The organism is Shewanella aestuarii (assembly GCF_011765625.1).
GTDB classification, from domain to species: Bacteria; Pseudomonadota; Gammaproteobacteria; order Enterobacterales; family Shewanellaceae; genus Shewanella; species Shewanella aestuarii_A.
The window spans coordinates 2,527,441-2,552,221 of sequence record NZ_CP050313.1 but is presented as its reverse complement, the minus strand read 5'-3'; the positions used below and the strand labels follow the sequence as shown (position 1 = coordinate 2,552,221).

Annotated in this window: 18 protein-coding genes and 3 tRNA genes; 7 read left to right on the top strand and 14 right to left on the bottom strand. The window is 39.0% G+C overall.

Annotation, left to right across the window (positions count from 1 at the left end):
- Window positions 1-154: 154 nt before the first annotated feature.
- The 6 genes from HBH39_RS11325 to HBH39_RS11300 all read right to left on the bottom strand — a co-directional run bounded on the left by HBH39_RS11325 (window position 155) and on the right by HBH39_RS11300 (window position 6,666).
- On the bottom strand, window positions 155-1,048 hold the full coding sequence (locus HBH39_RS11325) for a sensor domain-containing diguanylate cyclase (RefSeq protein WP_167678327.1): 894 nt from the start codon (window positions 1,046-1,048) through the stop codon (window positions 155-157).
- 4 nt (window positions 1,049-1,052) lie between these two features.
- The gene (locus HBH39_RS11320; RefSeq protein ID WP_167678325.1) at window positions 1,053-1,856 is read right to left on the bottom strand and encodes an alpha/beta fold hydrolase; all 804 of its coding nucleotides are present in this window, start codon (window positions 1,854-1,856) and stop codon (window positions 1,053-1,055) included.
- A 232-nt stretch (window positions 1,857-2,088) separates the two neighbouring features.
- Window positions 2,089-3,198, bottom strand: coding sequence for an enolase C-terminal domain-like protein (locus HBH39_RS11315; protein WP_167678323.1), 1,110 nt, complete (start codon window positions 3,196-3,198; stop codon window positions 2,089-2,091).
- A 15-nt stretch (window positions 3,199-3,213) separates the two neighbouring features.
- A complete protein-coding gene (locus HBH39_RS11310; protein ID WP_167678321.1) occupies window positions 3,214-4,101 on the bottom strand; it encodes a bile acid:sodium symporter family protein in 888 nt (295 codons plus the stop codon).
- Between the two features lie 143 nt (window positions 4,102-4,244).
- Window positions 4,245-5,423 (bottom strand): mandelate racemase/muconate lactonizing enzyme family protein, encoded by a 1,179-nt coding sequence (locus HBH39_RS11305; RefSeq protein WP_280117326.1) that lies wholly within the window; start codon window positions 5,421-5,423, stop codon window positions 4,245-4,247.
- 361 nt (window positions 5,424-5,784) lie between these two features.
- The gene (locus tag HBH39_RS11300) at window positions 5,785-6,666 is read right to left on the bottom strand and encodes a TauD/TfdA dioxygenase family protein (protein WP_167678318.1); all 882 of its coding nucleotides are present in this window, start codon (window positions 6,664-6,666) and stop codon (window positions 5,785-5,787) included.
- A gap of 703 nt (window positions 6,667-7,369) precedes the next feature.
- Between HBH39_RS11300 and HBH39_RS11295 the strand changes: the two genes are divergently transcribed.
- Both HBH39_RS11295 and HBH39_RS11290 read left to right on the top strand, forming a co-directional pair.
- On the top strand, window positions 7,370-7,513 hold the full coding sequence (locus HBH39_RS11295; RefSeq protein WP_167678316.1) for a hypothetical protein: 144 nt from the start codon (window positions 7,370-7,372) through the stop codon (window positions 7,511-7,513).
- Between the two features lie 46 nt (window positions 7,514-7,559).
- Entirely contained in the window at window positions 7,560-8,330 is a 771-nt protein-coding gene (locus HBH39_RS11290; RefSeq protein ID WP_167678314.1) for an SDR family oxidoreductase, read from the top strand.
- A gap of 131 nt (window positions 8,331-8,461) precedes the next feature.
- Here the strand turns inward: HBH39_RS11290 and HBH39_RS11285 are convergent, their stop codons facing one another.
- The 4 genes from HBH39_RS11285 to HBH39_RS11270 all read right to left on the bottom strand — a co-directional run bounded on the left by HBH39_RS11285 (window position 8,462) and on the right by HBH39_RS11270 (window position 12,170).
- A complete protein-coding gene (locus HBH39_RS11285) occupies window positions 8,462-9,307 on the bottom strand; it encodes an MlrC C-terminal domain-containing protein (RefSeq protein ID WP_167678312.1) in 846 nt (281 codons plus the stop codon).
- Between the two features lie 53 nt (window positions 9,308-9,360).
- Window positions 9,361-10,011, bottom strand: a complete 651-nt coding sequence (locus HBH39_RS11280; protein ID WP_167678310.1) for a M81 family metallopeptidase — start codon at window positions 10,009-10,011, stop codon at window positions 9,361-9,363.
- Window positions 10,012-10,140: 129 nt separating this feature from the next.
- Window positions 10,141-11,100: an ornithine cyclodeaminase family protein gene (locus tag HBH39_RS11275; protein ID WP_167678308.1), complete on the bottom strand. Its 960-nt coding sequence runs from the start codon at window positions 11,098-11,100 to the stop codon at window positions 10,141-10,143.
- A gap of 53 nt (window positions 11,101-11,153) precedes the next feature.
- Window positions 11,154-12,170 carry a dipeptidase gene (locus tag HBH39_RS11270; RefSeq protein WP_167678306.1) on the bottom strand — a complete coding sequence of 339 codons (1,017 nt, stop codon included), beginning with the start codon at window positions 12,168-12,170 and terminating at the stop codon, window positions 11,154-11,156.
- A gap of 169 nt (window positions 12,171-12,339) precedes the next feature.
- On the opposite strand from HBH39_RS11270, the gene HBH39_RS11265 reads away from it, so the two are divergent.
- Window positions 12,340-12,519 carry a hypothetical protein gene (locus HBH39_RS11265; protein ID WP_167678303.1) on the top strand — a complete coding sequence of 60 codons (180 nt, stop codon included), beginning with the start codon at window positions 12,340-12,342 and terminating at the stop codon, window positions 12,517-12,519.
- 172 nt (window positions 12,520-12,691) lie between these two features.
- On the opposite strand, the gene HBH39_RS11260 is transcribed toward HBH39_RS11265, so the two are convergent.
- Complete coding sequence (locus HBH39_RS11260; RefSeq protein ID WP_167678301.1) at window positions 12,692-14,554, bottom strand: serine hydrolase domain-containing protein; 1,863 nt, start codon at window positions 14,552-14,554, stop codon at window positions 12,692-12,694.
- A gap of 1,113 nt (window positions 14,555-15,667) precedes the next feature.
- Here HBH39_RS11260 and HBH39_RS11255 point away from each other — a divergent pair.
- On the top strand, window positions 15,668-19,168 hold the full coding sequence (locus tag HBH39_RS11255; protein WP_167678299.1) for an indolepyruvate ferredoxin oxidoreductase family protein: 3,501 nt from the start codon (window positions 15,668-15,670) through the stop codon (window positions 19,166-19,168).
- Window positions 19,169-19,850: 682 nt separating this feature from the next.
- Here HBH39_RS11255 and HBH39_RS11250 read toward each other — a convergent pair.
- The 3 genes from HBH39_RS11250 to HBH39_RS11240 form a co-directional block, all read right to left on the bottom strand.
- Window positions 19,851-19,926, bottom strand: a tRNA-Met gene (locus HBH39_RS11250).
- Between the two features lie 53 nt (window positions 19,927-19,979).
- A tRNA-Met gene (locus tag HBH39_RS11245) sits at window positions 19,980-20,055 on the bottom strand.
- 55 nt (window positions 20,056-20,110) lie between these two features.
- Window positions 20,111-20,186 (bottom strand) — tRNA-Met (locus HBH39_RS11240).
- Between the two features lie 299 nt (window positions 20,187-20,485).
- Here HBH39_RS11240 and rlmKL point away from each other — a divergent pair.
- The 3 genes from rlmKL to HBH39_RS11225 are packed head-to-tail and all read left to right on the top strand — an operon-like array spanning window position 20,486 to window position 24,780.
- A complete protein-coding gene (gene rlmKL / locus HBH39_RS11235) occupies window positions 20,486-22,618 on the top strand; it encodes a bifunctional 23S rRNA (guanine(2069)-N(7))-methyltransferase RlmK/23S rRNA (guanine(2445)-N(2))-methyltransferase RlmL (protein WP_167680058.1) in 2,133 nt (710 codons plus the stop codon).
- The gene (locus tag HBH39_RS11230) at window positions 22,611-22,853 is read left to right on the top strand and encodes a glutaredoxin family protein (protein ID WP_167678297.1); all 243 of its coding nucleotides are present in this window, start codon (window positions 22,611-22,613) and stop codon (window positions 22,851-22,853) included. Before rlmKL ends, HBH39_RS11230 begins: the two co-directional genes overlap by 8 nt.
- 1 nt (window position 22,854) lies before the next feature.
- Window positions 22,855-24,780 (top strand): ABC transporter ATP-binding protein, encoded by a 1,926-nt coding sequence (locus HBH39_RS11225; RefSeq protein ID WP_167678295.1) that lies wholly within the window; start codon window positions 22,855-22,857, stop codon window positions 24,778-24,780.
- Window position 24,781 lies beyond the last annotated feature (1 nt).

Below are 24,781 nucleotides of genomic sequence, written 5' to 3'. Positions count from 1 at the left end.
TAATAAATAAATCATGATTAACATCGTGTTATATGCATCATATTATTTAAATTAATTATAAATAGACGATTAACCTACGCATTTTTAATTTTTAGCTAGAACCTTTTTATTATTTTCCTCTTATTATTTTATAATGGATAAATTTATTGATGATTTAGTTGGCGATAAAAACTCTATTACGCCCCGATTTTTTTGCTTCATAAAGAGCTTTGTCCGCACGCTGTAATAATTTATCGAAATCTTTTAAATTTTCATCTTCACATACAGCCAGGCCAATGCTGACTGTAACTGAGATACCATTTATTGGGGAATCGGAAACTTTTTCTCTTAATCTCTCAGCGAGTTTATATGAACTTATGGGATCTATGTTAGTCAGTATTAAAACAAACTCTTCACCACCTATCCTTGCTAATATATCATTTTCCCTAAGCATGTCTTTTAGTCTTTGAGCAAGTGTAATAATTACTTTGTCGCCCATTTGATGACCAAAGCTATCATTAATCTTCTTAAATAAATCAATATCTATAAATAACAATGCAAAACTTGATTGGTTTATAGATGCTTGATAAATTGCTTTTTCTGCTTGTCTTTTTAGTTCGCGTCGATTTAATAAACCTGTTAAGGAGTCGGTGGTTGCTAATACTGTCAAGTCATTTGATAGTTTTTCTAAGTATTCGTTTGTATTTAACAACTCATTTTGTAGCTTATCTCTATTAATGCAGACATATATTGACCAGTAAGTCATGCTATCTGGGCCCAATTTGATATTAGCAACTATGGGTATTTTTTTTCCATGCTTATCTATCCAGGTCATTTGAATTTCTTCAACTGTGAATTCTGTAATCAAAATAGGATAAACATAACTGTCCAGAAAAATATTTGATGCTTTGCTAATATGTTGTGAAATTGAAGTATTTACAATAGCATTTTTTGCTATGCAACTTAAATCTGCAATGTAGTCATTGCAATAATATATCTTTCTTTTGCAATCTGTAACGATGTGTCCTGAATAAAAATTGTTTGAATCAGCAAATTTATCTGTATGCATTTCATTAAGACTCAATAAAATCAATAATCTTAGGGATAATTTGTTTATGATGTGTCATATGTAAGCAATGTCCTTCAGCATCTATAACAATAAAATCATTGTTGGGGATTTTCTCTGACATATAGTGACCAACTTTGATACTGGCTAATGAATCTAATGAACTTTGGATAATTAATACTCGGCAAATTATCTCAGGTAAAATATGTCGGTAATCTGAAAAAAATGTTGCTTTAGCAAATGTTTTTGCAACTAAAGGGTCAGTGCTACAGAAACTACCAGATAATTCGCTGATTAACTCTTGTGGTTGTGAGGTACCCATCACTAGTGGTGCAAGGTAATTAGCCCAACCAATGTAATTTTTATCCATCAATTGAATCAATTCTTCTAAGTCACTTTTTTCAAAGCCTCCTTGGTAGTCTGGAGGAAAATTGAGAAAACAAGGTGATGGGCAGACCATTATGATTTTGCTGATAATTTGGGGGTATTTTATATACGCTATTGACGCAATAATAGCACTTACGGAATGACCAATAATCGTTACATCAGTTAAGTTTAACTCACATATTACATCTATAATATCCTGAGCATAACCATCTAATTTTTCGTACTTTTCTTTCGTGTAGTCGCCTAATGATGAATTGCCAGAGCCAACATAATCAAAGATTACTACCTGATACTTAAGCGCAAGCTCTGGTGCGATAAATCGCCACATGTTTTGGTCACAACCAAAACCATGTGCCAAAATAACTGCTGGTGCAGTTTTATTTCCGAAAACTTTAACGTTATTTCTTTCTGATACATTATTCAATAACTAGTCCTTAATCGAGTGATTCAAGCTCTGATAAATTTACTTGTAGCTATCTAGATTAACACCCAATTCAACAATATTTAATTATATTATAGTATTTAAAATGTACTCAGCTTGATTTAATTTTATCTTAGCCACGTAAGTGATCAATCGCCACATTTTTTGGTCATAACCAAAACTATGTCCAAAATAACTGCTGGTTCAGTTATATTTTATCTTTATCTTACATATGTTAGCGCAGCACTGCGATTTTTTTGCGCTCCACCAGTGCTAAATCAACTTCATATCCTAAGCCTGGTTTTGTTGGTGCATGAACAAAACCTTCATTATCAATTTTAATTTCTTCTACCAAACCATGCCACCAGGCTTCATGTGGTAATAAAACCTCCATAAAACTGGTATTGGGTATCGCCATTTGGATATGTAAATTAGCGACATCATTTAATGAATTTCCACCATGATGAATTTCAAGCTTCATGGCAAATGCTTCTGCTAAGTGTGCAATTTTAAGCATGGAAGTAATGCCACCTTTAATCATTACATCACCACGTAACATGTCAGTGGCTTTGTTCATAATCCAAGGTGCATAGTCATCTAACCAACCACAAGGAAATTCGGTTGCCATCACCGGAATATCCATTTTTTCTCTCAGTTTTGAATAATTGTAGATGTCTGTTGTTGGTAGCGGATCTTCGTACCATAAAAAACCTAAGTCATGTATCGCATGACCCACTTTAACCGCTTCGCCTAAGTCGTATGCTGAACGTGAATCCAGCATCAAATTAAAGTCATCACCAACCGCTTTGCGAACTGCTTCACAAGCGGCTATGTCTTCTCGCCAACGCTGACTCGGGTGAAGCTTGTATCCATGTAACCCACGCTCTTTGACTGCAAGGGCTTGCTCTACATATCCTTCGATACTGTCATGTTGTTCTGAGCTTGCATAAACAGGGATTTTATTTCGATAGGTTCCCATGAGAGCATGAATGGGTAATCCGCTAATTTTTCCTGCTAGATCCCATAATGCCACATCCATGGCGCAAACTGCCAAAGTACTCACCTGTGCCCGCATATTGGACATTTTTTCAAATAGACGAGCCCGATCTAACGGATTTTGCCCAATCAGAATTGGTTTTAAAAACTTGATAATATAGGGCGCTTCAAGACTGGCTGGGTGAACACACAATCCCAGTAAAGCATGACCTTCCACACCTTCATCTGTGTGTATTCTGACCAAGCCTAAATCACTACTACTTGAAACAGCCTTAACTGAGTGGTCGTAGCTTTTCATTGGGATATTATCCCATTTAAATAAGGTCACTGTTACATCGGTAATTTTCATAAGATAAATCTCTTTCTAATTTTTATTTCGTCGTTTTAACCAGATCAATGGTGCGGCAATAAACATCTCTGCAAAGCCAAATAAAAGCAGTGATAATAGAACGATATTGCCTAACTGTGCTGTTTCAGCTACGGCAGCAGGAAAAATAGAAGCATTAAGAAGTATGCCAAGGTTGATATTTCGAAAAACTACTTCAAACTCAATTGCAGTCGCATCAGCATAAGATAAGCCTAATAACTTTGGTAACTTTTGATTAATGAAGACTAATGCTATTAAAAACAGCAGGATATATGCCATATTTTGATAACCAAAAGCTGACATGTTCAAACGCCCATTGATATAAGATCCAATTACGATCAGCACAATGCCTATTAATGAACCGCGGATGCACCATTTAGAAATACTTGAAGCTATTGTGGGAAAAAAACGTAAAAAAACCATACCTAATATTAGCGGTACCAGTAAGGTCAGTGCGATATCTTTAATCATTTTCGCGTGAGGCATCGTAAAATCAGCGGGTAAAAACTTACTGATTAAAAGAGAAAGTATCAAGGGGGTTAATAGAAGACATAGCACGGTAGTGATAGAGGTAAGGCTAATTGATAACGCAGAGTTTCCGCGAGCAAAGTATGTGAAAACATTAGAAACCGTACCACCTGGCACCGCAGCAATGAGTGCGATACCCACCGCTAAACCGCTGTGTAAATTTAATGCTTTAATGAAAATAAAGGCAATTAAAGGTACTACTAATAGTTGTATTATTGTGCCAATTGAAAATGCCCGCGGCTCGGTTAGTACATCACGAAAATCTTTAGGTGTTAATGTCGCTCCCATTCCAAACATTGCCAAGGTTAGCTGAAATGCAGCAATCCAAAATTCATACTTTAAATAAAGTTCTGCCATGATTTTCCCTGGTTCTATTTATTGTTTTTATTTATTGTTTTTATTATTTATTCAAGCCCATTAACATCGCATTTTGTAGGCCTATATTCCCACAGATGATGACAAAGCATCGGTGAAACCTCCGATACCTTGTCATTTAAACATTACAATGGTGTGGTAGCCATGGGCGGAAATGGTACATCGAGTTCTTTTGATACTGGGTTAGCATCAAGCATCTCTTCATTGAGCTCATAACCTAATCCTGGTTCGGTTGGCACAATCACATGACCCTCTTCAAATTGAATAGGTTTGTTGAGCAGTGAACCAAAAAATCCATCACACTTTTCAATACATTCCAAGATTAAGAAGTTAGGCAACGAGGCTGATAACTGAATATTTGCTGCTAACTCTATTGGCCCTGCAAAAAGATGTGGAGAAAAGTGAGCATAATGGGCTTCAGCCATGCCTGCTATTTTTTTTGCCTCTAATATGCCGCCTACTCGTCCTAATGCCGGCTGAAGTATTTGCGCTCCTTGGGCCTCTAACAATGGCGCTATTTCATATTTACTCACCAGTCTTTCACCTGCAGCAATAGGGATGCTGGTTGCTTTTGCTACCCGAGCCATTTCTTTCACATTACCTGGTGGCACAGGCTCCTCAAACCAAAATGGGTCATATTTCTCTAACCGTCGTGCTAGTCTAATTGCGCTAGAACTGGTCATTTGTCCATGTGTTTTAATTAATAAATCGCATTTATTGCCCACTACATCTCGGATATCTTTCATCATTTTTTCTGCGCCATCTAATACTTCCATTGAAATATGGCGAGGATCGAAAGAGCCCATTGGCATGACGGGATCAAAACCTACAGCTGTAAATCCCATATTCATATATTGTTTGACCCTATCGGCTGCTGCATTTTTGTCACCATGAAAGTCTTTCGCACTTAATTCTTGGGGATCTTTAGCTGGATATAAGTAGGTATATGCCCGAAGTCTTTCGTGTACTTTGCCACCCAGTAAATTATGAATGGGTTGATTAGTCGCTTTACCAATAATATCCCAACAGGCGATTTCGATACCTGATAGCACTCCACCAATACTGACATCAGGTCGTTGAGTAAAAGCAGATGAAAAAACCGTACGCCAAATACTTTCTATATCAAATGGACTGCGTCCTACAACATAAGTTTCAAAAACATTTTCAACCATTCTACAGACTAGATTTGGCGAAAATGGCACACCATAAACTTCACCATAACCTGATATGCCATCATCAGTTGTCAATTTAACGAATATCCAGTATGTGCCACCTTTATGTGGGGAGGAGTGGCTACTGCCCACGTTTTGATATCAGTTATTTTCATTTTATTATCTCTATTATTTGATGTTCCCTATAGAGTTCATCATAAGGCTAAAGATGTTGAATGAATGTTATGTAATTTACATTGTTGCAAAGTTTGTTCATCTTGTTGATTTTTATTTGTTTTATGTGCTTACATGCGAGATGAGAAACAGAGGTTGAACGTTTACCGCTGACATATTAACGGCTGTAGATTTGATTGGCAGTAAAGTACAAAAGCGTGAGTTAGTTGTTTTTCAGTTGAAACCTCTCCCTTTAGAAACTTGCCTACTAATTGGATTTAATAGGGTTTCCAAGGGAGGGGGACTTAGTCAAGGACTTGACTAGAAACTAGACGGAGATTTATTTTGAGATATCTTTTTCCGTTATAGGATCGCCAGCAATTCGAGAGTGAAGCATAACCCTAGGTTCTGAATAATCCCATGCACAGGCTCTGTGAAGTAAACAACGGTTATCCCACATTACAACATCACCTTGTTGCCATCGATGTTGGTAGAATCGGTTTTCATCGTTGACCGCAAAATCAATTAATTCTTGTATTAGGTTTGCTGAATCTTCAGGTGACATTCCTGGAATGCCGTAGGCATGTCGGCCAACAGCAAGGGATTTTCTCCCTGTTTCAGGATGTATTTTAACAAGAGGTCTTAGCGGAATGTCTTTAACATCAAGTCCATAACCAATATATTCACTGTTATCACTTTTTGTTTCTTCACCAAGCTCACGTTGACTATGAGCTAGAGAGTGGTAAGCGCAGAGGTCTTGTATTTTATTTTGCATTTTTTCATCAAGAGCATCCCATGCGTCGCGCATATCAGCAAAAGCCGTATCTCCTTGTGCTTGAGGAACGACTTTGGCACTAAAAACGGCGCCTTTAGCTTGAACTGGCATGTAGGTACTATCTTGATGCCAGTGCATATTGCCGCGGATCACTTTCATCATGTCATCATCTGGTGCGTCTCTTAAACGACCATCTGGCAAAACGTTACTAATCTCAATCGCTTCAAGTCCCTCGACCAAATCACCAAAACGACTTGCAAATTGGATTTGTTGTTGATCTGTTAGGTGTTGTGCAGGAAATATCAAAAGGCCGTATGTTAGCCAAGCCTGATAGAGTTCATCGAATGCTTTATCGTTTATCTCACTGAGCTTTATATCGGTAATAACGGCACCAAATGACTTAGGTAATGGTTTTAGTGAAAATGATTGAAGTGTCTCTTGAGTCATAATTTTTATCCAATTCGTAATGATTATTATGATTATTTTTTTAGCTTTACGTTTTTAAATCCAAGCAACATCAGAATTACTCTATCGAAAGGGATTAACTTGGTCAACAGAGTAATTTAATTAAGTCTGTTCTGTTTTTTCATACTCATTTATAAATAACATTCGTTATTTTTACAGGTTAAGGACTCTCATTTATTTATATGAAAGTCCTTATTATCTTTGAGATTTAAAACTATTTACCCAGTATGCTGAAAACTAAGTTGTCAGTTTCTTAGTGAAGCAGGTTGTAAATTATTTGTTACAGGATGAGCGAGTAAGTCCGTGCTTTGATTGATTGTAGTGAGTGTGCGTATTAAAATTTGAGACTGATTTAGCCTAATGCCATTTATTGTTAATATGCTTTATTTTGGTGTAAATCAGTACTTTAGGTTATTGTTGTGCAAGCGTGCTTTAAATGGCAGTAATTTCCCCCATGCTTAAGTGTTCAGTAATTTCCCCCATGCTTAAGTGTTCAGTAATTTTCGATAGATTAATCATGCAGGTTGTGGTTTTCAGGACGTTACTTCTACCGTCGAACTCCTACAAGAACTGAGTCATTAAGTTAAAACTGACAAATCTTTAGTAAATGTAAACAAGATTACATCATTAAAAGAAATTTTAGTGTTTACTCCACAGAAGGGCTTTAAGTCATACAGGAATAATATTGGAATTTAATAATCAGCAAACGTTGCAAATTATCAATATAAATACTAATGGCAACGTGATTTTTAAATTAATTCAAGCTGGATATATTATCAATTACCGCCATTTAGAACTAGCAGGCACAGACGGGGAAACATCTAAATAAATTAAGATGCTATTCAAAAGTATTAGTCTGTGTAAAAGGTCATTTAATGAATAATAAGAATTTGTTTGATTTATCAGGAAAAGTTGCATTAGTGACTGGTGCAAGTCGAGGCATTGGTGAAAGTATAGCAAAAACATTTGCGCATTATGGAGCACATGTCATTGTAACCAGCAGAAAGGTTGAAGGTTGCCAATTAGTAGTCGATGAAATAATCAAAGCTGGTGGAAGCGCGCAAGCTATGGCGTGTCATGTCGGTGACATGGACCAAATTGAGACTCTTTTTGAAGCAATTGCAGAGCAACATGGCAAGCTTGATATTTTAGTTAATAATGCTGCGGCTAATCCTTATTTTGGCCATATTCTAGATACTGACTTGATCGCATTTCAAAAAACGATAGACGTCAACATTCGTGGTTACTTCTTTATGTCTAGTCTAGGGGCTAAATTAATGAAAACCAGCGGGGGAGGCTCTATCGTTAACGTTGCTTCCGTTAATGGGGTGATACCAGGTGATTTGCAAGGTATATATTCCATTTCAAAAGCAGCGGTTATTTCAATGACAAAAGCGTTTGCTAAAGAATGTGCCCAATTTAACATCCGAGTTAATGCATTATTACCTGGTGGTACTGAGACGAAATTTGCTTCGGCTTTAGTCGATAATCCATCGATTCTAGAAGATTTGTTAAAACATGTCCCAATGAAACGTATTGCACAACCCGATGAAATGGCCAGCACAGTTTTATATTTGGCATCAGATGCCTCAAGTTATACCACGGGTACTGCTATTAATGTCGACGGTGGTTATTTGATTGGTTAATTTTTTATAACCCTTTTTCATTATCGACCGATCAGAATCGGTTCTCGATTATCAACACATTAAAATCAATTAATATTACAGATAAAACCCCGAGAACATCGCGAAGCGAAGTCTCGGGGTCCTCATATTCGCTAGGAGCTAATTGGGTAACTTGCATTATCGTGCATTGGAAAGACTGGATGCAGCAGGTTTTTATGCTCAAACACACACACGTCGGCTGTTGTTAACCCTGGCGAATCTGCCATAAACAAATCATCACTGACTTCTTTATAAAACGCTCGAAAATGTGCGGATGATTTCACACAAACAATGTCATATTCTTCAATGATAACCCCATGAGCTCGACCTGTTACATCGTCTAATGCTTGTGCTAGACCTTTTTGCACAATCACATCTATTTTGCCTATTACAAGCCTAACTGAAGGCCCTAAATTAAATGTGATACCGTGTGCCATCGGGCCTCGGATAGTTTCTATGCCATCTGAAATAGATTTGACGTAGGCTTTACAAACAATAGGATCTCCACCACGCTCTTTATCAAACTTAGCACCTAGTTTAACGTCGATTGTTGTTCCCACACCTGATGCAATGGCTTGATTAACGGTTTCTTCATCACGAATATTAAAGAAGGCAATTTTGCATTCTTTTTGAAGCATAAGCTCCCGTAAAAGGTGAGTCGTATCTCCAGTGCAACCACCACCAGGATTATCGCCAATATCTGCAATAATCATTGGTTTATGGTTTGCTCTTTGTTCAAGAGTTAGTGATTCGTAATAACCTCGTTTATCAAGTTTTTCGAAAACTTCAGCTACTGTTTCTTTAACTGAAGGCGGAAGTTTCAAGCTTTGCTCACGGTTGTCCCAAATCCATTGAGCAAGTTCTTCACTTACAGTTTCCGCTAACTCATGATTATTATTGGTGGTAACTAAAACATACATGCCACAATACTCTGTGTCTTGATACGGAAATCCGTGCATAACAGAGCAGTTAAGTATTTCGTCATTTAATTCATATTGAATACATTTTTCTTTTATTTGTGCGCCAAATCCCCTTCAATCATGGTAGTTGTTGGGGGTAATAAAATAGGAATTTTCTTATAGCGAAAAACAGGTGTTATTTGACCTAAAAAGATTTGTACGCCATGTTTTAAAGCTTCTTTGGCGCATGGGTTTAAATCTACATGAGCGTATTCTTTACATGTTGTATATAAATCATACTCTTTTGCAATAAGGTCGGTTACTTTTCCATGAAGATCTGTTGAGGAAACAATTTTGGCATTTGGCCCAATAGCTTCACGAATAGATCTAGCGAGCTCACCTTCAAGATCTGGCGTATTTAGCACCACTCCAGCACCGTGGATCATTAAATAAAAAATATCGATGGGTTCTTCTTCTGCAAGAATCGAAAGAATTTCGTCCTTAACTGATGCGAATGCTTCATCAGTTACCATACCAAAGGTATTACTAACATGCCTAAAAACAGTGGGGACTATCTCCCAACCATTTTCTATGCATTCCTCAATAGGGCCACCCATTGCTGTACCTTTTAATTTCATCATATCTTCTTTGCGATAGACTACTAAATCATCTAAGGTCGTTGGGCCGGTTAATTCGGTTGCATAGGTATTGGTTTCGTGAAATAAGCCACCAATTGCAACTCTAATTCTTTTTGTTGTAGTCATTAATGTTACACCTTTTATATTTATAATTTATAATTGCTGTTTCAATATAGAACTAATAGAAAAATTAGACTGTAAAATGAATTACATTTTCACCCTGTGTAATAGAACCTCGCACAATGCGATTCATCATTAACGGTTCAGGCTTAAAAAACGACGATAAATAAACACCGCAGCAAATAAATCCTGTGCGGTTATCCCTAATGATTTATACAAAGTGATTTGTTTGTCGTTTAATCTTGCTGCTAGATTATTTGCCGCGACTAGGCCAATCTCGCCAACAATATGATCCATATCGATAGCACCTTCCTGAACCGGCGTTATAATGTCGCCAGCTTCTGCGATGGTTGATGCAATTGAGTCTACATAGACACTCGCATTAACAATCAAATCTGTATCAGCTTCTCTAGCAGATAGGCTATGGGAGCCAACAAGATTGATGTGCGCTCCAGGCTTTATCCATTCACCTTTTAAAATAGGCTCAGATGCGGCAGTGACAGTGCAGATAATATCGGTATTGGCAGCGTGTTCTGGTTCGGTCACAGCTTGCACAGACAACCCCGTCCGTTTTGATTGCTGCTCAGCAAAAATGATCGCAGCCTCATAATTACGAGCCCATATGAGGACACGTTCAATCGGACGGATTGCTGCAATGGCATCAATATGGGTTTCGGCTTGTAAGCCCGCACCAAATATTCCTAAGGTTTTCGCATCCGGTCTTGCAAGCAACTGAGTGGCAAGTGCAGACGCCGCAGCGGTTCGCAGCCCCGTAACTGAGGAGCCGTCGATCATTGCTTTAGGTTCACCCGTCTCGTAATCAAACAAAATGATTGAGCCTTGAATGGTGGGTAGGCCTTTGTGGTTATTTTCAGTGTGCAGGCTAATTAACTTCACCCCATAAAAACCGAGTTCTTTACAGGCTCCGGGCATTATCAGCAGAGACTTGCCTTCCTCAATGGGGACAGAGTTACGTAGAGGCACATGCACATTATTTTTTGAAAAGGCAATCATGGCTTCTCGTACTGCTTGGATACAGTCTTTAGCGGGTAACAGTTTCCTGACATGTGTGGCATCTATATGCAATAAAGACATTTTATCCCTTTTTCTTAATAGCTAAATGAATTGAAATCAGCGTGTTATGTGGTTTATCGTCCCCAAACATCTTTATAAACACGCAACAGATTTAATCCTAAGATTTTCTGGGTGTCTTGTTCACTGTATCCTCTCCCAAGTAAAGCTTCGGTGAGTCGAGGCATAGTTTTTGGGGTTTCAATTCCTTCTGGATAGATATGTGGCGGTCTTGGATAGTCCGGTCCAGTCCAGACACCGGCAGCCACACACTCATCGAAGATCTTAATTGCCTCTTCTTGGTTTGCAACAGGGTGTTGACCTGTATAGTAATCAATGCCTAGGGAAACGTGATCAATGCCGCCAATATTGACTAGGTGGTCAACGTGTTGAAGAAATTGATCCATAGATGGGTTGCTTGAAGAAGAGATAAATCCTGGGAAGCCGGCTACACCAACTACACCGCCAGAGTTGGCTATGGCTTTGATTTGCTCGTCGTTAATGTTTCTGTCACTTTGGGTTTTAAACACTTGCTTGGGATTTGAGTGAGAGCAAATAACCGGTTGCTTTGATGCCTTAATGGCTTCTAGAGTTGTTTTTACCCCTGTATGGGAACAATCAACAATAACACCCACATGGTTACAACGTTCAATAAACTGTCTGCCAAAATCGGTTAGTCCTTTGTCTTCATCCACTTGTGCGCCTGAGCCTACTAAATTGTCGACATTGTAGGTAAGCTGCATAATCTTAACGCCAAGTTTATGAAAAAGATTGACATTGTTTAGGTTGTCACCAATAGGATCTGTTCCTTGAAAATGGAACACTACCCCTGTTTTACCTTGAGTTTTCGCATCATAGACATCTTGCGCGCTCTCAATTAACACGAGATCATCGCGAGAACGGATTAAGTCCAATAAAAGCGCTATATAGTTAAAAGTCAGCTGTGTTGGGACTGGTCCTCCTACTGTGGGAGTGACAATAGTCACACCGCCTTCGATGTACCAATCTATGTAATGAGTATCTTGTAGAAGAGGGCAGGTGCCATCGATAATGATGGATTTGTCATGTAGTTGTTTTGCTTCTGGAATATACATTTAATTGCTCTCATTTTTATAGTTATGGTTTTTCTGTGAATAAATGCCATTCTTCGACACATTAATTTTCTTTCTTGAAAAATGTATTTGATGCTAGGAATAAATGAACAAATGTGAAGAGTAAGATAAATATTTATACATGTAAGTCATTTATTTTAATCGATTTTATTTGCAAGGTGTCGTTTGGTATTCAAGTGTTAGTGGACCAAGAATTTCCCCAAGTATTGCCTTAGAAAGTAAAGTTGACACAACAGCAATCGATTTTAATTTAGGTGCCGCAATACTTTGGGCTTCAGCAAATGATGGAGCTGAGTCAGAAGTCGATAAAATGGGTGTCATCAGCAGATAATTTGCTGTCCATAAGACTGCCCATTTTGATCTTTTGCGATGAGTTCAGGAGCAAACAATGCACCTGCAAGAGAGCCAAATATCGTACTAATTATCGTATCTAATTCAACTATCAAGCCATACTCGACACCTATCTTGTTTATTAATGGTCACTCTGATTTTAAAGAGCAATATTAGTTGTAATAATTGAACCCTAATAAATTCCAATAGTTATAAAACACCAGCATGATTAAGCTAGTCGCTGTGATAAGAGTTAAGCGCACGGGATATTTGACTTTGTTTACTTTATCGCGCCAAAGTTTGATTAATAAGAAACTCAAATAACTCGTTGCAAGTAATGCCACCACAGGGAGTGTTAACGCGAATTTAATTAACCAAGGGATCTCATAGGCAAGGTTACGAGCGGTAACAACACCAACGACCGCACAAATCACAAATGCAAACAAGGTAATAGCAATCACAAGTGAAGTATTCATTGCTCTCTTCTCTGTCACGAACAAGTTACCAATGCTTTTCGCTTGATAAATTCGATGCAGTATTACCTCTATGAAAATAAGACTTGAGACCAAAATGATAAGGATAAAAAACAACAGCGACCGGTAAAATGGTACTTTGCTCATTTGAGTTACTGGCAGTGTTTCATCTAGAAACTCAGAAATTTCACCATTTTCATCTGCCTGAAATGCGATACGTAAATCACCATCAATTTCACGAAAAAGATTGTTGTCTACTTCAACATAACGTTTCTCACCGATAAGCAAGGTATTATTAGGCATAGCAACAACCTTAACTTCTTTTAAGGCCGCCATTAACGCTTCCATTTTTGTAAAACTCGATCGCCAGGGCTGATAACTGCCAACAAAACTAGCCGCTCGTTCTGCAAAATCATTATTACTGGTTTTAGTTGACGTATCTAATTGTTGTGAAGGGAAGAAATAGTCGTAAAATTCACCTTTCAAAGCATGGAAAATACTTGTCGCACCAGGCCCACTAAACGAATAGAACAACATCAAATTATGATCTAATGACAAGCCAAAATGAGACTTAAATACCATTGTGGCGCCTCCGTGCCCAATGATGTCTATGCCCTTGAAAGGATAGTTAATAAAACCATATGACATACCACCCACTCTTGGATCATGGGTGTTTAAGGTTGAAAGCATTTGCTTGGTCGTTGCTGGATTAAGTAATTGAACAGATTGCCCCATGCTATTGATAAATTGCCCATTATTAAGAATAGCGCGAGCAAAATTAGCCATGTCAGTGCTGCTAACGGAAGATGAACCTGCCGGCCCAAAGTTAGAGATAATTTCAAAGTTTTGTAACACATATTGCCCGTCTTTCCAGCCATATGAATTGGCAATATGCGGTGCTAATGTTTGTGGTAAAGGCTCAACAAAGGTAGCGCTTTTCATTTCTAGTACATCAAAAATATTTTTTTGAACATAGTCGTTAAATGGCATCTCAGTCACATTGGCAACAATTAACCCTGCCACGGCCGTGGCCCAATTTGAATAAGCCGTGTGTTTTCCTGGAGGGTTTACTCGGGTAGGAATGTGACTCGCTAACGATTCAGCAAGCGGCACAATACGAGATACATCATCAAGGATTAAGTAACCGACAGCCCCATCTTCTAATCCCGCAGTATGGGACAAAATATGCCTCAAGGTAATTGGCTGTCCTGGCCAAGTATCATCAATCTGAAATGTTTTTAAGTATCGATTTACATCTACGTCTAAATCTAAATTGCCGCGTTCGACTTGTTGCATAACTGACACCCAAGTAAACAATTTAGAAATCGAACCCGGACGAAATAATGTTGTGTTTGGGTCGACCTTTATCCTTTTTTCAATATCTTGATAGCCGTAGCCTTTTGAAAAAATAATTTGTCCATCTTTCATTAAGGATACAACACCTGATGGCGAATGATTTTGTTTCATTAACGGCTTAACGATGCCATCAACAAAAGCTTCAACGATCCTAGGGTCATTTATATCGGGCGCGCTCGGTAGAGAAGTGTTATCTGTGTTATTCATCAAAGGCGATGCCAAAACAGATGAAACATTAAAGCATATTAAGCATAAGGCTATAATTATTGTTTTTAAAAACATGCTGATACCTGCTGTGTAGTGTTTACATAGAAATAATATATTTAGCATTGAAAAGTTATTCTCTAAACATCAAACATTCCGAAGTAGTGCTATTGGATGTTTAATTTCTGTTTATAAAATTCTTGCTCCATTTAAGTCATGGCATCGTCATTATTTCTAACAATGTAATAGTTGGCGGTGTTGTTTCTATGGCCAAAATATTCAATTTTTAAATACAGCTTGATTTAATATAGAACCAGTCAATAAATGAGACTGTCATGTTTGTTACATTCTTGGTCTAGTTTGGTGATTTGTATTAGCTGTTAATGCAGCGAATTAACCTATAACCACTTCGATGTTTATTTTTATCTACAGCTATCCAAGTATTAGAAAAGGTACCATTTGCTTTTTTCAGCTGTTCTCAATTTGCCTAGCTTAGTGTTCTGGCCATCCAATCGTTGCTGAAATTAGCCAAATCTATATGCATTTTATTGACTCTGCAGTGATCTCTTTCAGTGAATTCTGAGCACGATTTAGCAAACTTCCTTTAATCTCAAGCGACAACTTTACTTAGATGTTTGTTAAATAAGGGATTGAACAGGATGGGATTTATAAAACATCTTTAAGATGTGTACCGGTTCATTTGAACACTCTTTAAATAAAATAAACTCTTTATATTCAATTTGTTGTGATTTGCTTGTGTGGTTTTTTAACAGCCTAACTGCCCATTTCACAATAAATTTACATTAATTGTAATCAATGTGACGTTGTTAGCGAAGCAATATCATTAAACTGATTTCCATACTGATTGGAGCGACTTCAATCATGACAAGAATACTTGGAGCAGGTGCTTGATAGATAGCTGTGATAAAGCAATGAAATTTTATTGAAGAAGGAATGGAAGGCTTAATTCGATCTTAACCTGAGAGTTAAGCCAGCAGTTTGGGTTTTATGGTGAGATACCTAAAAGTGTTAAAGCGCATCACAAGGTGCAACTTTAGATTAGTGTTCAAATAATAAATAAAAATTTATTTAATAAAAAATAATACCACTATTCAAATGACGAATTTAAAAGGCGAAATAATGAAAGAAGTAAAGTTAACCGATAAATTTACCATTAATAAAGGCCGTATTTTAATTTCGGGCACTCAGGCATTAATTAAACTGCCGACGCTTCAAAAGTTAGTAGACGAAAAAAACGGCTTGAATACAGCCGGATTTATTTCTGGATATCGTGGATCGCCACTCGGTAATTTTGATGCGCAATTATACAAGAGTAAAAAATTATTAGACCAATATAACTTAGTATTCCAGCCCGGTATTAATGAAGATTTAGCTGCAACTGCAATTTGGGGAACTCAACAGCTTGATAACTTCCCTGGAGAAGTGACCGTAGATGGGGTTTTTTCAATGTGGTATGGCAAAGGGCCGGGGACTGACCGTTGTGGTGATATTTTCAAGCATGGTAACTTTTCTGGTACCCACAAAAATGGTGGCGTGTTGCTCGTAGCAGGTGATGATTCACCGGGCAAATCGTCAACAGTAGCAAACCAATCCGAGTTAGCAATGATGGCAGGTTCTATTCCTGTTGTTTATCCATCTAATGTTGAAGAGTTTTTTGAATTTGGTTTATTTGGTTGGGCATTATCTCGTTACAGTGGTTTGTGGTGTGGTTTCAAATCTGTAAACGAAACGGTAGAGCAAACCGCAACAATTGACATTGATGTGGATAGTTTTGAATTTGTCACACCGACAGGCGTTGTCCAGCCTCAACGAGATGTACATTACAAACCACGTACTTATTCACCGATGCAAGATGAAATCGATGTCAATCGTTTTAAAATTCCCATGGCACAAGCTTTTGCTCGGGCAAATAAAATTGATAAAACGCCATTTCTAGCAAGCACAAAAATATTAGGTATTGTCACGGCGGGTAAGTCTTATATGGACGTATTACGCGCCATTGAATTACTAAATTTGTCAAAACAACAGGCTGAAGAGATAGGCATAAGTATTTACAAGGTGGGTATGATTTACCCATTAGAACCCACAGGTTTCAGAGAGTTTGCCGCAGGTCATCAACAGCTATTTTTCATTGAAGAGAAAAAAGAAGTAATGGAGCCTCAGGCTGCGCATTTACTTTATAACTTAGCAGAGCGGCCATCCATGGTTGGAAAACAGGATTTAAATGGGAACACCCTGCTACCTGCTGATGTGCAACTTGAGCCAATGTCTTTAGCACTATCGATTGCTGACCGCTTAGCTGAGCTAAATTTGTTGACAGAAACCATCGATGCGCGATGCAAAGAACTGCAGGCGGCGTTGGGGCAGGCCGCGAATATGAACCCTGCAACCGCTCGTTCACCTTATTTTTGTTCAGGTTGCCCTCATAGTCGTTCAACCAAGTTGCCAGAAGGTAGTAAAGCAACATCAGGCATCGGTTGTCATGGTATGGCGCTGCTCACGAATCCAAATACACTCTCAGCTTCGCATATGGGCGGCGAGGGGGCCACTTGGTACGGTATTGCACCATTTACGACAACAAAACATATATTCCAAAACTTGGGAGATGGAACTTATTACCATTCTGGGTCAATGGGGATCCGCGGGGCAGTAGCATCCGGTGCTAATATCACCTTTAAAATTTTATATAATGATGCTGTCGCTATGACAGGTGGTCAATCGCATGATGGCCCTAATACGGTTGCCAGCATTGCAAAGCAAACCTTAGCCGAAGGTGTTAAAAAAGTTGTTATCGTTACGGATAAACCTGAACTGCATCGCGCAGATAATGCCATTCCTTCAAATGTAGAAATTAAACATCGTAGTTTAATGGATGAAGTTCAAAGAGAGCTTCGTGATATTGAAGGCACAACTATTATTATTTACGAGCAAACCTGCGCAACGGAAAAACGTCGCCGTCGTAAGCGTGGTTTAATGGAAGACATTGCCAAGCGTTCGTATATTAATGAAGCGGTTTGTGAGGGGTGTGGTGATTGTTCTGCCCAAGCAACCTGTATCAGTATTTTACCAAACGAGACCGAATTGGGCCGTAAGCGAAAAATAGATCAATCGAACTGTAATAAAGATTTTACCTGTGTAGAAGGTTTCTGTCCTTCATTTGTCACTGTATATGGTGGCGCATTGAGAAAACCTCAAGGCGTGACTATGAGTGAAGAGCTATTTGCATGTTTACCATCGCCTTCAGCAAAACCATTAGCGCAAGCATGTAATATTATGGTGTCAGGTATTGGTGGTACAGGTGTTATCACCATTGGTGCAGTTTTATCTATGGCTGCTCATATAGAAGGCCGAGCTGCATCTGTTTATGATATGACAGGCTTAGCGCAAAAAGGCGGTGCAGTATACAGTCATTTAAAAATTGCTGACAAAGTAACTGATTTAAATGCTCAGCGTATTGGTAAGTGTGAGTCAGATTTAATTATTGGTTGTGATTTACTGGCTGCGACAGGACAAGATGCCATTCAAAGTATTGATAAAAACCGCACATTAGTGCTTGCCAATAGTAACGTTAATCCGACTATACAATTTCAATTCATGCCTGATGTTAACTTTAACACTAAGCTAGCGGAAACTACTTTAAAAAATGCTGCTGGTGAAGCGAATTACATTGGTATTGAAGCTACCGCAATAGCCTTAAATTTACTGGGTGACGTAATTGCAACCAACATGATGATGGTCGGTTACGCATTCCAAAAAGGGTTAATTCCGGTGTCTGCTAAAGCCATTGAGAAAGCCATTGAGTTAAACGGTATTGCGATTCAATTCAATCTTAATGCATTTAATATTGGCCGATTGCTGGCTCATGAGCCCCAAAAAGTGATTGGGTTATTATCACAAACTGGCAAGGTGAAGTCTGAATTTAAACCGTTAGAAAATGTCAATGAAATCAAAGCACATCGTGTTCAATTATTAACTGATTATCAAAATGCCGCTTATGCAGATCGCTACATCACCCTAGTCGAGAAGGTGATAACTGCGGACAAAGCACTGGGTAATGAAAACGGTGAGTTATCTAAGGCCGTTGCGCGTGGTTTTTCTCGTTTAATGGCGTATAAAGACGAATATGAAGTGTCTCGTTTATACACAAATGGGCAATTTGCTGAGCAACTTAATAATCAATTTGAAGGCGACATTAAGGTTAAATTTAATTTAGCGCCACCCATCTTCGGGAAACGCGATCCAATTACTGGGCATCTTATTAAGAAAGAGTTTGGTTCTTATATGATGAAAGCTTTTGCTGTCCTTGCTAAGTTTAAAGGCCTGCGTGGTGGGGTTTTTGATATATTTGGGTATACCGCTGAGCGAAAAATGGAGCGTCAATTAATCGGTGAATATGAAACCTTAATAGAAAGCTTGTTAGGTAAACTTAATGATAAAAACTATGACATAGCGGTAGAGATTGCTCAAACTGCACAGAAGCTACGTGGTTATGGTCACGTTAAAGAAAATAACGTTGAAGCCACTAAGAAAGCTTGGGTTGAGCTGCAGAAGGAATTTGAACACCCTAAAGAAATAATTTATAAGCAAGCTGTGTAGTGAATTTCTGGTTGCTTTAGCCCTAATAGCCGGCCTTCGTGAGAGGAGCCGGTTTTTTTTACTAGCTTTAAAAACTATTTTGTAAAAGTGAGCTGTTCTCAGCTAGCTTGTAGATTAAATCAAGAAGTTTTAGTTATTTATTAACAAAAAGGTAAAACTAAGAAAATGGTTGCGGGAGCTGGACTTGAACCAACGACCTTCGCTGATAATATGAGCGCTGAACCCGACTATCGACGGTGCTTTTGTCTAAAGCTAACAAGTATGAGTTAAATAGGGAAAGGTAAAACTAAGAAAATGGTTGCGGGAGCTGGATTTGAACCAACGACCTTCGCTGATAATATGAGCGCTGAGCCCGACTATCGACGGTGCTTTTGTCTAAAGCTAACAAGTATGAATTAAATAGGGAAGGGTAAAACTAAGAAAATGGTTGTGGGAGCTGGACTTGAACCAACGACCTTCGCTGATAATATGAGCGCTGAGCCCGACTATCGACGGTGCTTTTGTCTAAAGCTAAAAAGTATGAGTTAAATAGGGAAAGGTAAAACTAAGAAAATGGTTGCGGGAGCTGGACTTGAACCAACGACCTTCGCTGATAATATGAGCGCTGAGCCCGACTATCGACGGTGCTTTTGTCTAAAGCTAACAAGTATGAGTTAAATAGGGAAGGGTAAAACTAAGAAAATGGTTGCGGGAGCTGGATTTGAACCAACGACCTTCGGGTTATGAGCCCGACGAGCTACCAACTGCTCCATCCCGCGACTGTATTATCTGATATTCAATAGGCTTTGTATTAACTGGTGTTAATCAAAAATGGTTGCGGGAGCTGGACTTGAACCAACGACCTTCGGGTTATGAGCCCGACGAGCTACCAACTGCTCCATCCCGCGACTGTATATTGAATCTCTGTGTTTATCGTTATCTTATTTAAGTTTAAATAAGAATTGGTTGCGGGAGCTGGACTTGAACCAACGACCTTCGGGTTATGAGCCCGACGAGCTACCAACTGCTCCATCCCGCGTCCGAAAAACACTGCTTTTCTGTTTGGCAAAACCTTGGTTGTTTTGCTGTCTCCTTCAAAGCGGGGCAGACTATAACGATTGAGCTTTTACATTGCAAGTGTAATTTATTAAATACTTCAATGACTGCTGGTTAAGTAAACGTTTTGTAGGTTTAACTAACAAGTTGCCGATAATTGCTGCAACAAATAGCTAAACAGTTGTCAATCTAGGTAGTGAATTCGATAAGTCGTTGGGGATCTTCGCTGCAACAGGTATAATGCGCATCAGAATTTATTGCGTACAGATGACTAACCAATCCATGTTTAATTTTTTTGCTGCTGCCCCAAAAGGGTTCGAATATAGCCTTGCCTGTGAACTTAAAGATTTAGGAGCACTTGAGGTAAAAGAAAGCGTTGCTGGTGTGTACTTTTCCGCCCCGCTTGAACTTGCTTATCGTATTACCTTATGGACAAGGTTGGCTAGCCGAATTGTGCTAGTTATCTATAAAGGCCCATGTGAATCTCCTGAGCAACTATATAACGCAGCATATTGTATTGACTGGCCTTCGCACTTTTCTAATAAAAAGACTTTCAGTATCGATTTTCATGGTACTGGCGGTTTTATTAATAACACCCAATTCGGTGCGTTAAAAATTAAAGATGCGGTCGTTGACCGTTTTCGTGATGATGGTGAAAGCCGCCCAGATGTAGCCCGTGTAGACCCTGATTTTAAAATTGATGCGCACTTCCGTAGTGGCCAAGTGACAATTGCGGTTAACTTTTCAGGTTCGGCTTTGCATCAACGTGGTTACCGTTCAACAACTGGCCAAGCCCCGCTAAAAGAAAATCTTGCCGCTAATATGCTGGCGCGTTCAGGTTGGCAAAAACAACCTCAAACGATACTCGACCCATTTTGTGGTAGTGGCACAGTATTAATTGAAGCCGCATTAATGGCTGCAGATATTGCGCCAGGTTTATTGCGTGAAAAATTTGGTTTTGAACACTGGCGTAGCCACAATAAAACCTTATGGCAGTCTGTGTTAGACGAAGCCAAAGCAAGAGCATCCTTGGGTAAATCACGCTGTAAGATTAAGTTTTATGGTTCAGATATTGAATCTTACTTAGTCGCTATTGCCAAACGTAATGCAGAAAATGCCGGCGTAGCTGATTTAATTGATTTCAGTGTTGCCGATGCATTAACCGTTTCGCCACCCGCAGATAGCGGCTTTTTAATTTCTAACCCACCTTATGGTGAGCGTTTAGGCAGCACCACTGAGCTACTACAACTGTATTATCAATTAGGTGACAAGCTTAAAAAAGAATTTGGTGGCTGGAAAGTGGCCATGCTTTGTAGTGATGTTGAACTATTGTCATCGTTAAAGCTTAAAGCTGATAAGCAAATGAAGATGTTTAATGGTGCGCTTGAGTGTGTGTTTAATTTATATACGTTACATGCAACTAGTACTCGTCGTGAGGCGGTGCAATTACCTGATGGCATGGAAATTAGCGATATTGCCCCTGAATTTGCCAACCGTATTAAAAAGAATATCAAGCAGCTTAGTAAGTGGGCTAAAAAAGAAAACATTGATAGTTTCCGTATCTATGATGCAGACATTCCTGAATATAACGTCGCCATTGATAAGTATGTTGATTATGTAGTTATTCAAGAGTACTCAGCGCCAGCAACGATTCCTGAAGCTGTGACCAAACGACGTATTAGTGATGTGTTGTTATCTTTGCCACATGCATTAGGCATTAGCCCAGATCGTATCACCTTAAAAACCCGTGAGCGTCAAAAGGGTACACGCCAGTATGAAAAGTTAGATGATAAAAAGCTTGAAGTCATTACTCAAGAATATAACGCGCGTTTTAAATTAAACCTAACAGGTTATTTAGATACAGGTTTATTTTTAGATCACCGTGTGACTCGTCAGTTAGTGGGCAAAAAGTCGAACAAACGTAATGTACTTAATTTGTTCTCTTATACGGGCTCGGCGTCTGTGCATGCGGCTCTTGGTGGTGCGAAGTCCGTAACTACGGTAGACATGTCAAATACTTATCTTAATTGGGCCAAAGAAAACTTTGAGCTAAATAATCTATCGGGAAAGCAATATCAGTTTGTTCAAGCAGATTGCTTGCAGTGGATTAAAGATAATAGTGAGTCAAAATACGAACTTATCTTTATCGACCCGCCCACGTTTTCAAACTCAAAACGTATGGAAGATAGCTGGGATGTACAACGTGATCATGTCAACATGCTAGGTGATTTAATCAAGTTACTTGCGCCACAAGGGGAAATTATTTTTTCCAATAACAAGCGTAAATTTAAAATGGATATTGATACATTAACCAAGATGGGCATGAAGGTTGAAAACATTGATCACCTTTGTTTACCACTTGATTATAAGCGTAACCCTCATATTCATAATGTTTGGCTGATCACTCATGCTTAGTAGTGTTAACCCTGCAAGCCGTTATGTGTTGTACCACACAGACGGCTGTCATCTGTGTGAATTGGCACTGGCTATCGTGCAGCAAGCTCAAGTTGAGTTTGATTATGTCGATATTTGTGATTGTGCTGAGCTCGCTGCCCGTTACGGTACAAGCATTCCGGTTTTTGCTAATGGTCAACAAGAATTGTGTTGGCCTTTTGATGCGTCGCAACTGGCGCAGTTTTTAGGAGAGTAGTGTGAGTCTGGTCCGAATTAACAATGGCTCATTAGCCTATGGATATACCCCGTTATTACAAAATGCGGATTTTACTATCGAACCGGGTGAACGTGTCTGTATTGTTGGTCGCAACGGCGCTGGCAAATCAAGTTTAATGAAGGTGTTATCGGGTGATGTATTACTTGATGATGGCGAATTTAATATCACCAATGATGTCAATGTTAGTCGTTTACAACAAGATCCTCCAAAAGCAGAAAAAGGTACGGTTTATGCCTATATTGCGGCAGGCTTAAAGGATATCGGTGAAGCATTAGAAAAGTATCATCAACTATCGCACGATATTGCCGATGCATCGCCTGAAATGATGGAGCGTATGCTAAAGCAAATGCAGCCATTACAAGACATTCTTGATCATAATAATGGTTGGCAACTCGACTCACGCATTATACAAACCTGTGAATTATTAGGCTTAGATGCTGATAAACCTCTAACTGAGTTATCTGGTGGTTGGCAACGTAAAGTGGCGTTAGCGCGTGCATTAGTCAGCGAGCCAGATTTACTTCTTTTAGATGAGCCAACCAACCACTTAGACATAGATACCATTGAATGGTTAGAACAATTCTTATTGGGTTTTAAAGGTGCCATTGTATTTGTCAGCCATGACCGTGGTTTTATTCAACGTATGGCCACACGAATTGTTGATTTAGACCGAGGCGTAGTCACGTCTTGGCCTGGCAACTACCAAGCATATCTTGACGGTAAGCAAGAATGGCTTCGTGTTGAAGCTGAAAAAAATGCCCAGTTTGATAAAAAACTAGCTGAAGAAGAAGCATGGATCCGCCAAGGTGTTAAAGCTCGTCGTACTCGTAACGAAGGTCGTGTTCGAGCACTTAAAGCGCTAAGGCAAGAACGCAGTGAGCGCCTGAATCGTCAAGGTAACGCCAAAATGGCTGTGTCTGACGGCCAGCGTTCAGGTAAGTTGGTGTTCGACATTCAAAATGTCGATTACAACATCCCTGAGAAAAATCTGGTTAAAAATTTCAGTGCAACCGTTATGCGCGGTGATCGTATTGCACTTATTGGCCCTAATGGCTGTGGTAAATCAACCTTGATTAAATTATTGATTGATCAACTGCAACCGCAATCGGGTGAAATTAAAGTCGGTACCAAGCTTGAAATCGCTTATTTTGATCAATACCGCGAAGCATTAGATCCAGAAAAAACGGTAGAAGAAAACGTGGGTGAAGGTAAAAGCACAGTTACCGTTAACGGCCAAGACCGTCATATTTTAAGTTATCTGCAAGATTTTCTGTTTTCGCCAATGCGCGCACGCACACCGGTTAAGGCATTATCTGGTGGTGAAAAGAACCGATTGTTACTTGCAAGGCTATTATTGCGCCCAGCAAACTTAATTATTCTTGATGAACCAACAAACGATCTTGATATTGAGACCTTAGAGTTGTTAGAGTCTCTGCTGACTGATTTTGAGGGAACTTTGCTTATCGTAAGTCACGATAGGGAATTTATCGATAATACCGTCACCAGTAGCTGGTGGTTTACTGGCAATGGTCGATGGAGTGAATACGTTGGTGGTTACCAAGATGCCGTTTCTCAAGGTGCTAAATTTTATTCTGAGGAACCAGTTACAGAAAAGGTTGTCCAACATCAAACACCAGTAGAGACTAAGCCAGTTGTTAAAAGCAAAACTGCTGATAAATCAGCAAAAAAGCTGTCTTATAAGCTTCAGCGTGAGCTAGAAGAGTTACCTGGAAAAATGGAACAATTAGAACAAGAGATTGAAACGCTACAAGCCAAAATCAGTAATGCTGACTTTTATAATCAGCCGCAAGATACAGTCAATAGCACCTTGCAATTATTGGCGCAAACAGAACAACAGTTAGAAGTATGCTTTGAGCGTTGGGAAGAGCTTGAGTCATTGAAATAAA

Bases quoted from the DNA above. Each gene is read 5' to 3' on its own strand.
- HBH39_RS11325 (WP_167678327.1), bottom strand. From the start codon at position 1,048: ATGCATACAGATAAATTTGCTGATTCAAACAATTTTTATTCAGGACAC.
- HBH39_RS11315 (WP_167678323.1), bottom strand. From the start codon at position 3,198: ATGAAAATTACCGATGTAACAGTGACCTTATTTAAATGGGATAATATC.
- HBH39_RS11310 (WP_167678321.1), bottom strand. From the start codon at position 4,101: ATGGCAGAACTTTATTTAAAGTATGAATTTTGGATTGCTGCATTTCAG.
- HBH39_RS11300 (WP_167678318.1), bottom strand. From the start codon at position 6,666: ATGACTCAAGAGACACTTCAATCATTTTCACTAAAACCATTACCTAAG.
- HBH39_RS11290 (WP_167678314.1), top strand. From the start codon at position 7,560: ATGAATAATAAGAATTTGTTTGATTTATCAGGAAAAGTTGCATTAGTG.
- HBH39_RS11285 (WP_167678312.1), bottom strand. From the start codon at position 9,307: ATGCACGGATTTCCGTATCAAGACACAGAGTATTGTGGCATGTATGTT.
- HBH39_RS11280 (WP_167678310.1), bottom strand. From the start codon at position 10,011: ATGACTACAACAAAAAGAATTAGAGTTGCAATTGGTGGCTTATTTCAC.
- HBH39_RS11275 (WP_167678308.1), bottom strand. From the start codon at position 11,100: ATGTCTTTATTGCATATAGATGCCACACATGTCAGGAAACTGTTACCC.
- HBH39_RS11270 (WP_167678306.1), bottom strand. From the start codon at position 12,170: ATGTATATTCCAGAAGCAAAACAACTACATGACAAATCCATCATTATC.
- HBH39_RS11260 (WP_167678301.1), bottom strand. From the start codon at position 14,554: ATGAATAACACAGATAACACTTCTCTACCGAGCGCGCCCGATATAAAT.
- HBH39_RS11255 (WP_167678299.1), top strand. From the start codon at position 15,668: ATGACGAATTTAAAAGGCGAAATAATGAAAGAAGTAAAGTTAACCGAT.
- rlmKL (WP_167680058.1), top strand. From the start codon at position 20,486: ATGTTTAATTTTTTTGCTGCTGCCCCAAAAGGGTTCGAATATAGCCTT.
- HBH39_RS11230 (WP_167678297.1), top strand. From the start codon at position 22,611: ATGCTTAGTAGTGTTAACCCTGCAAGCCGTTATGTGTTGTACCACACA.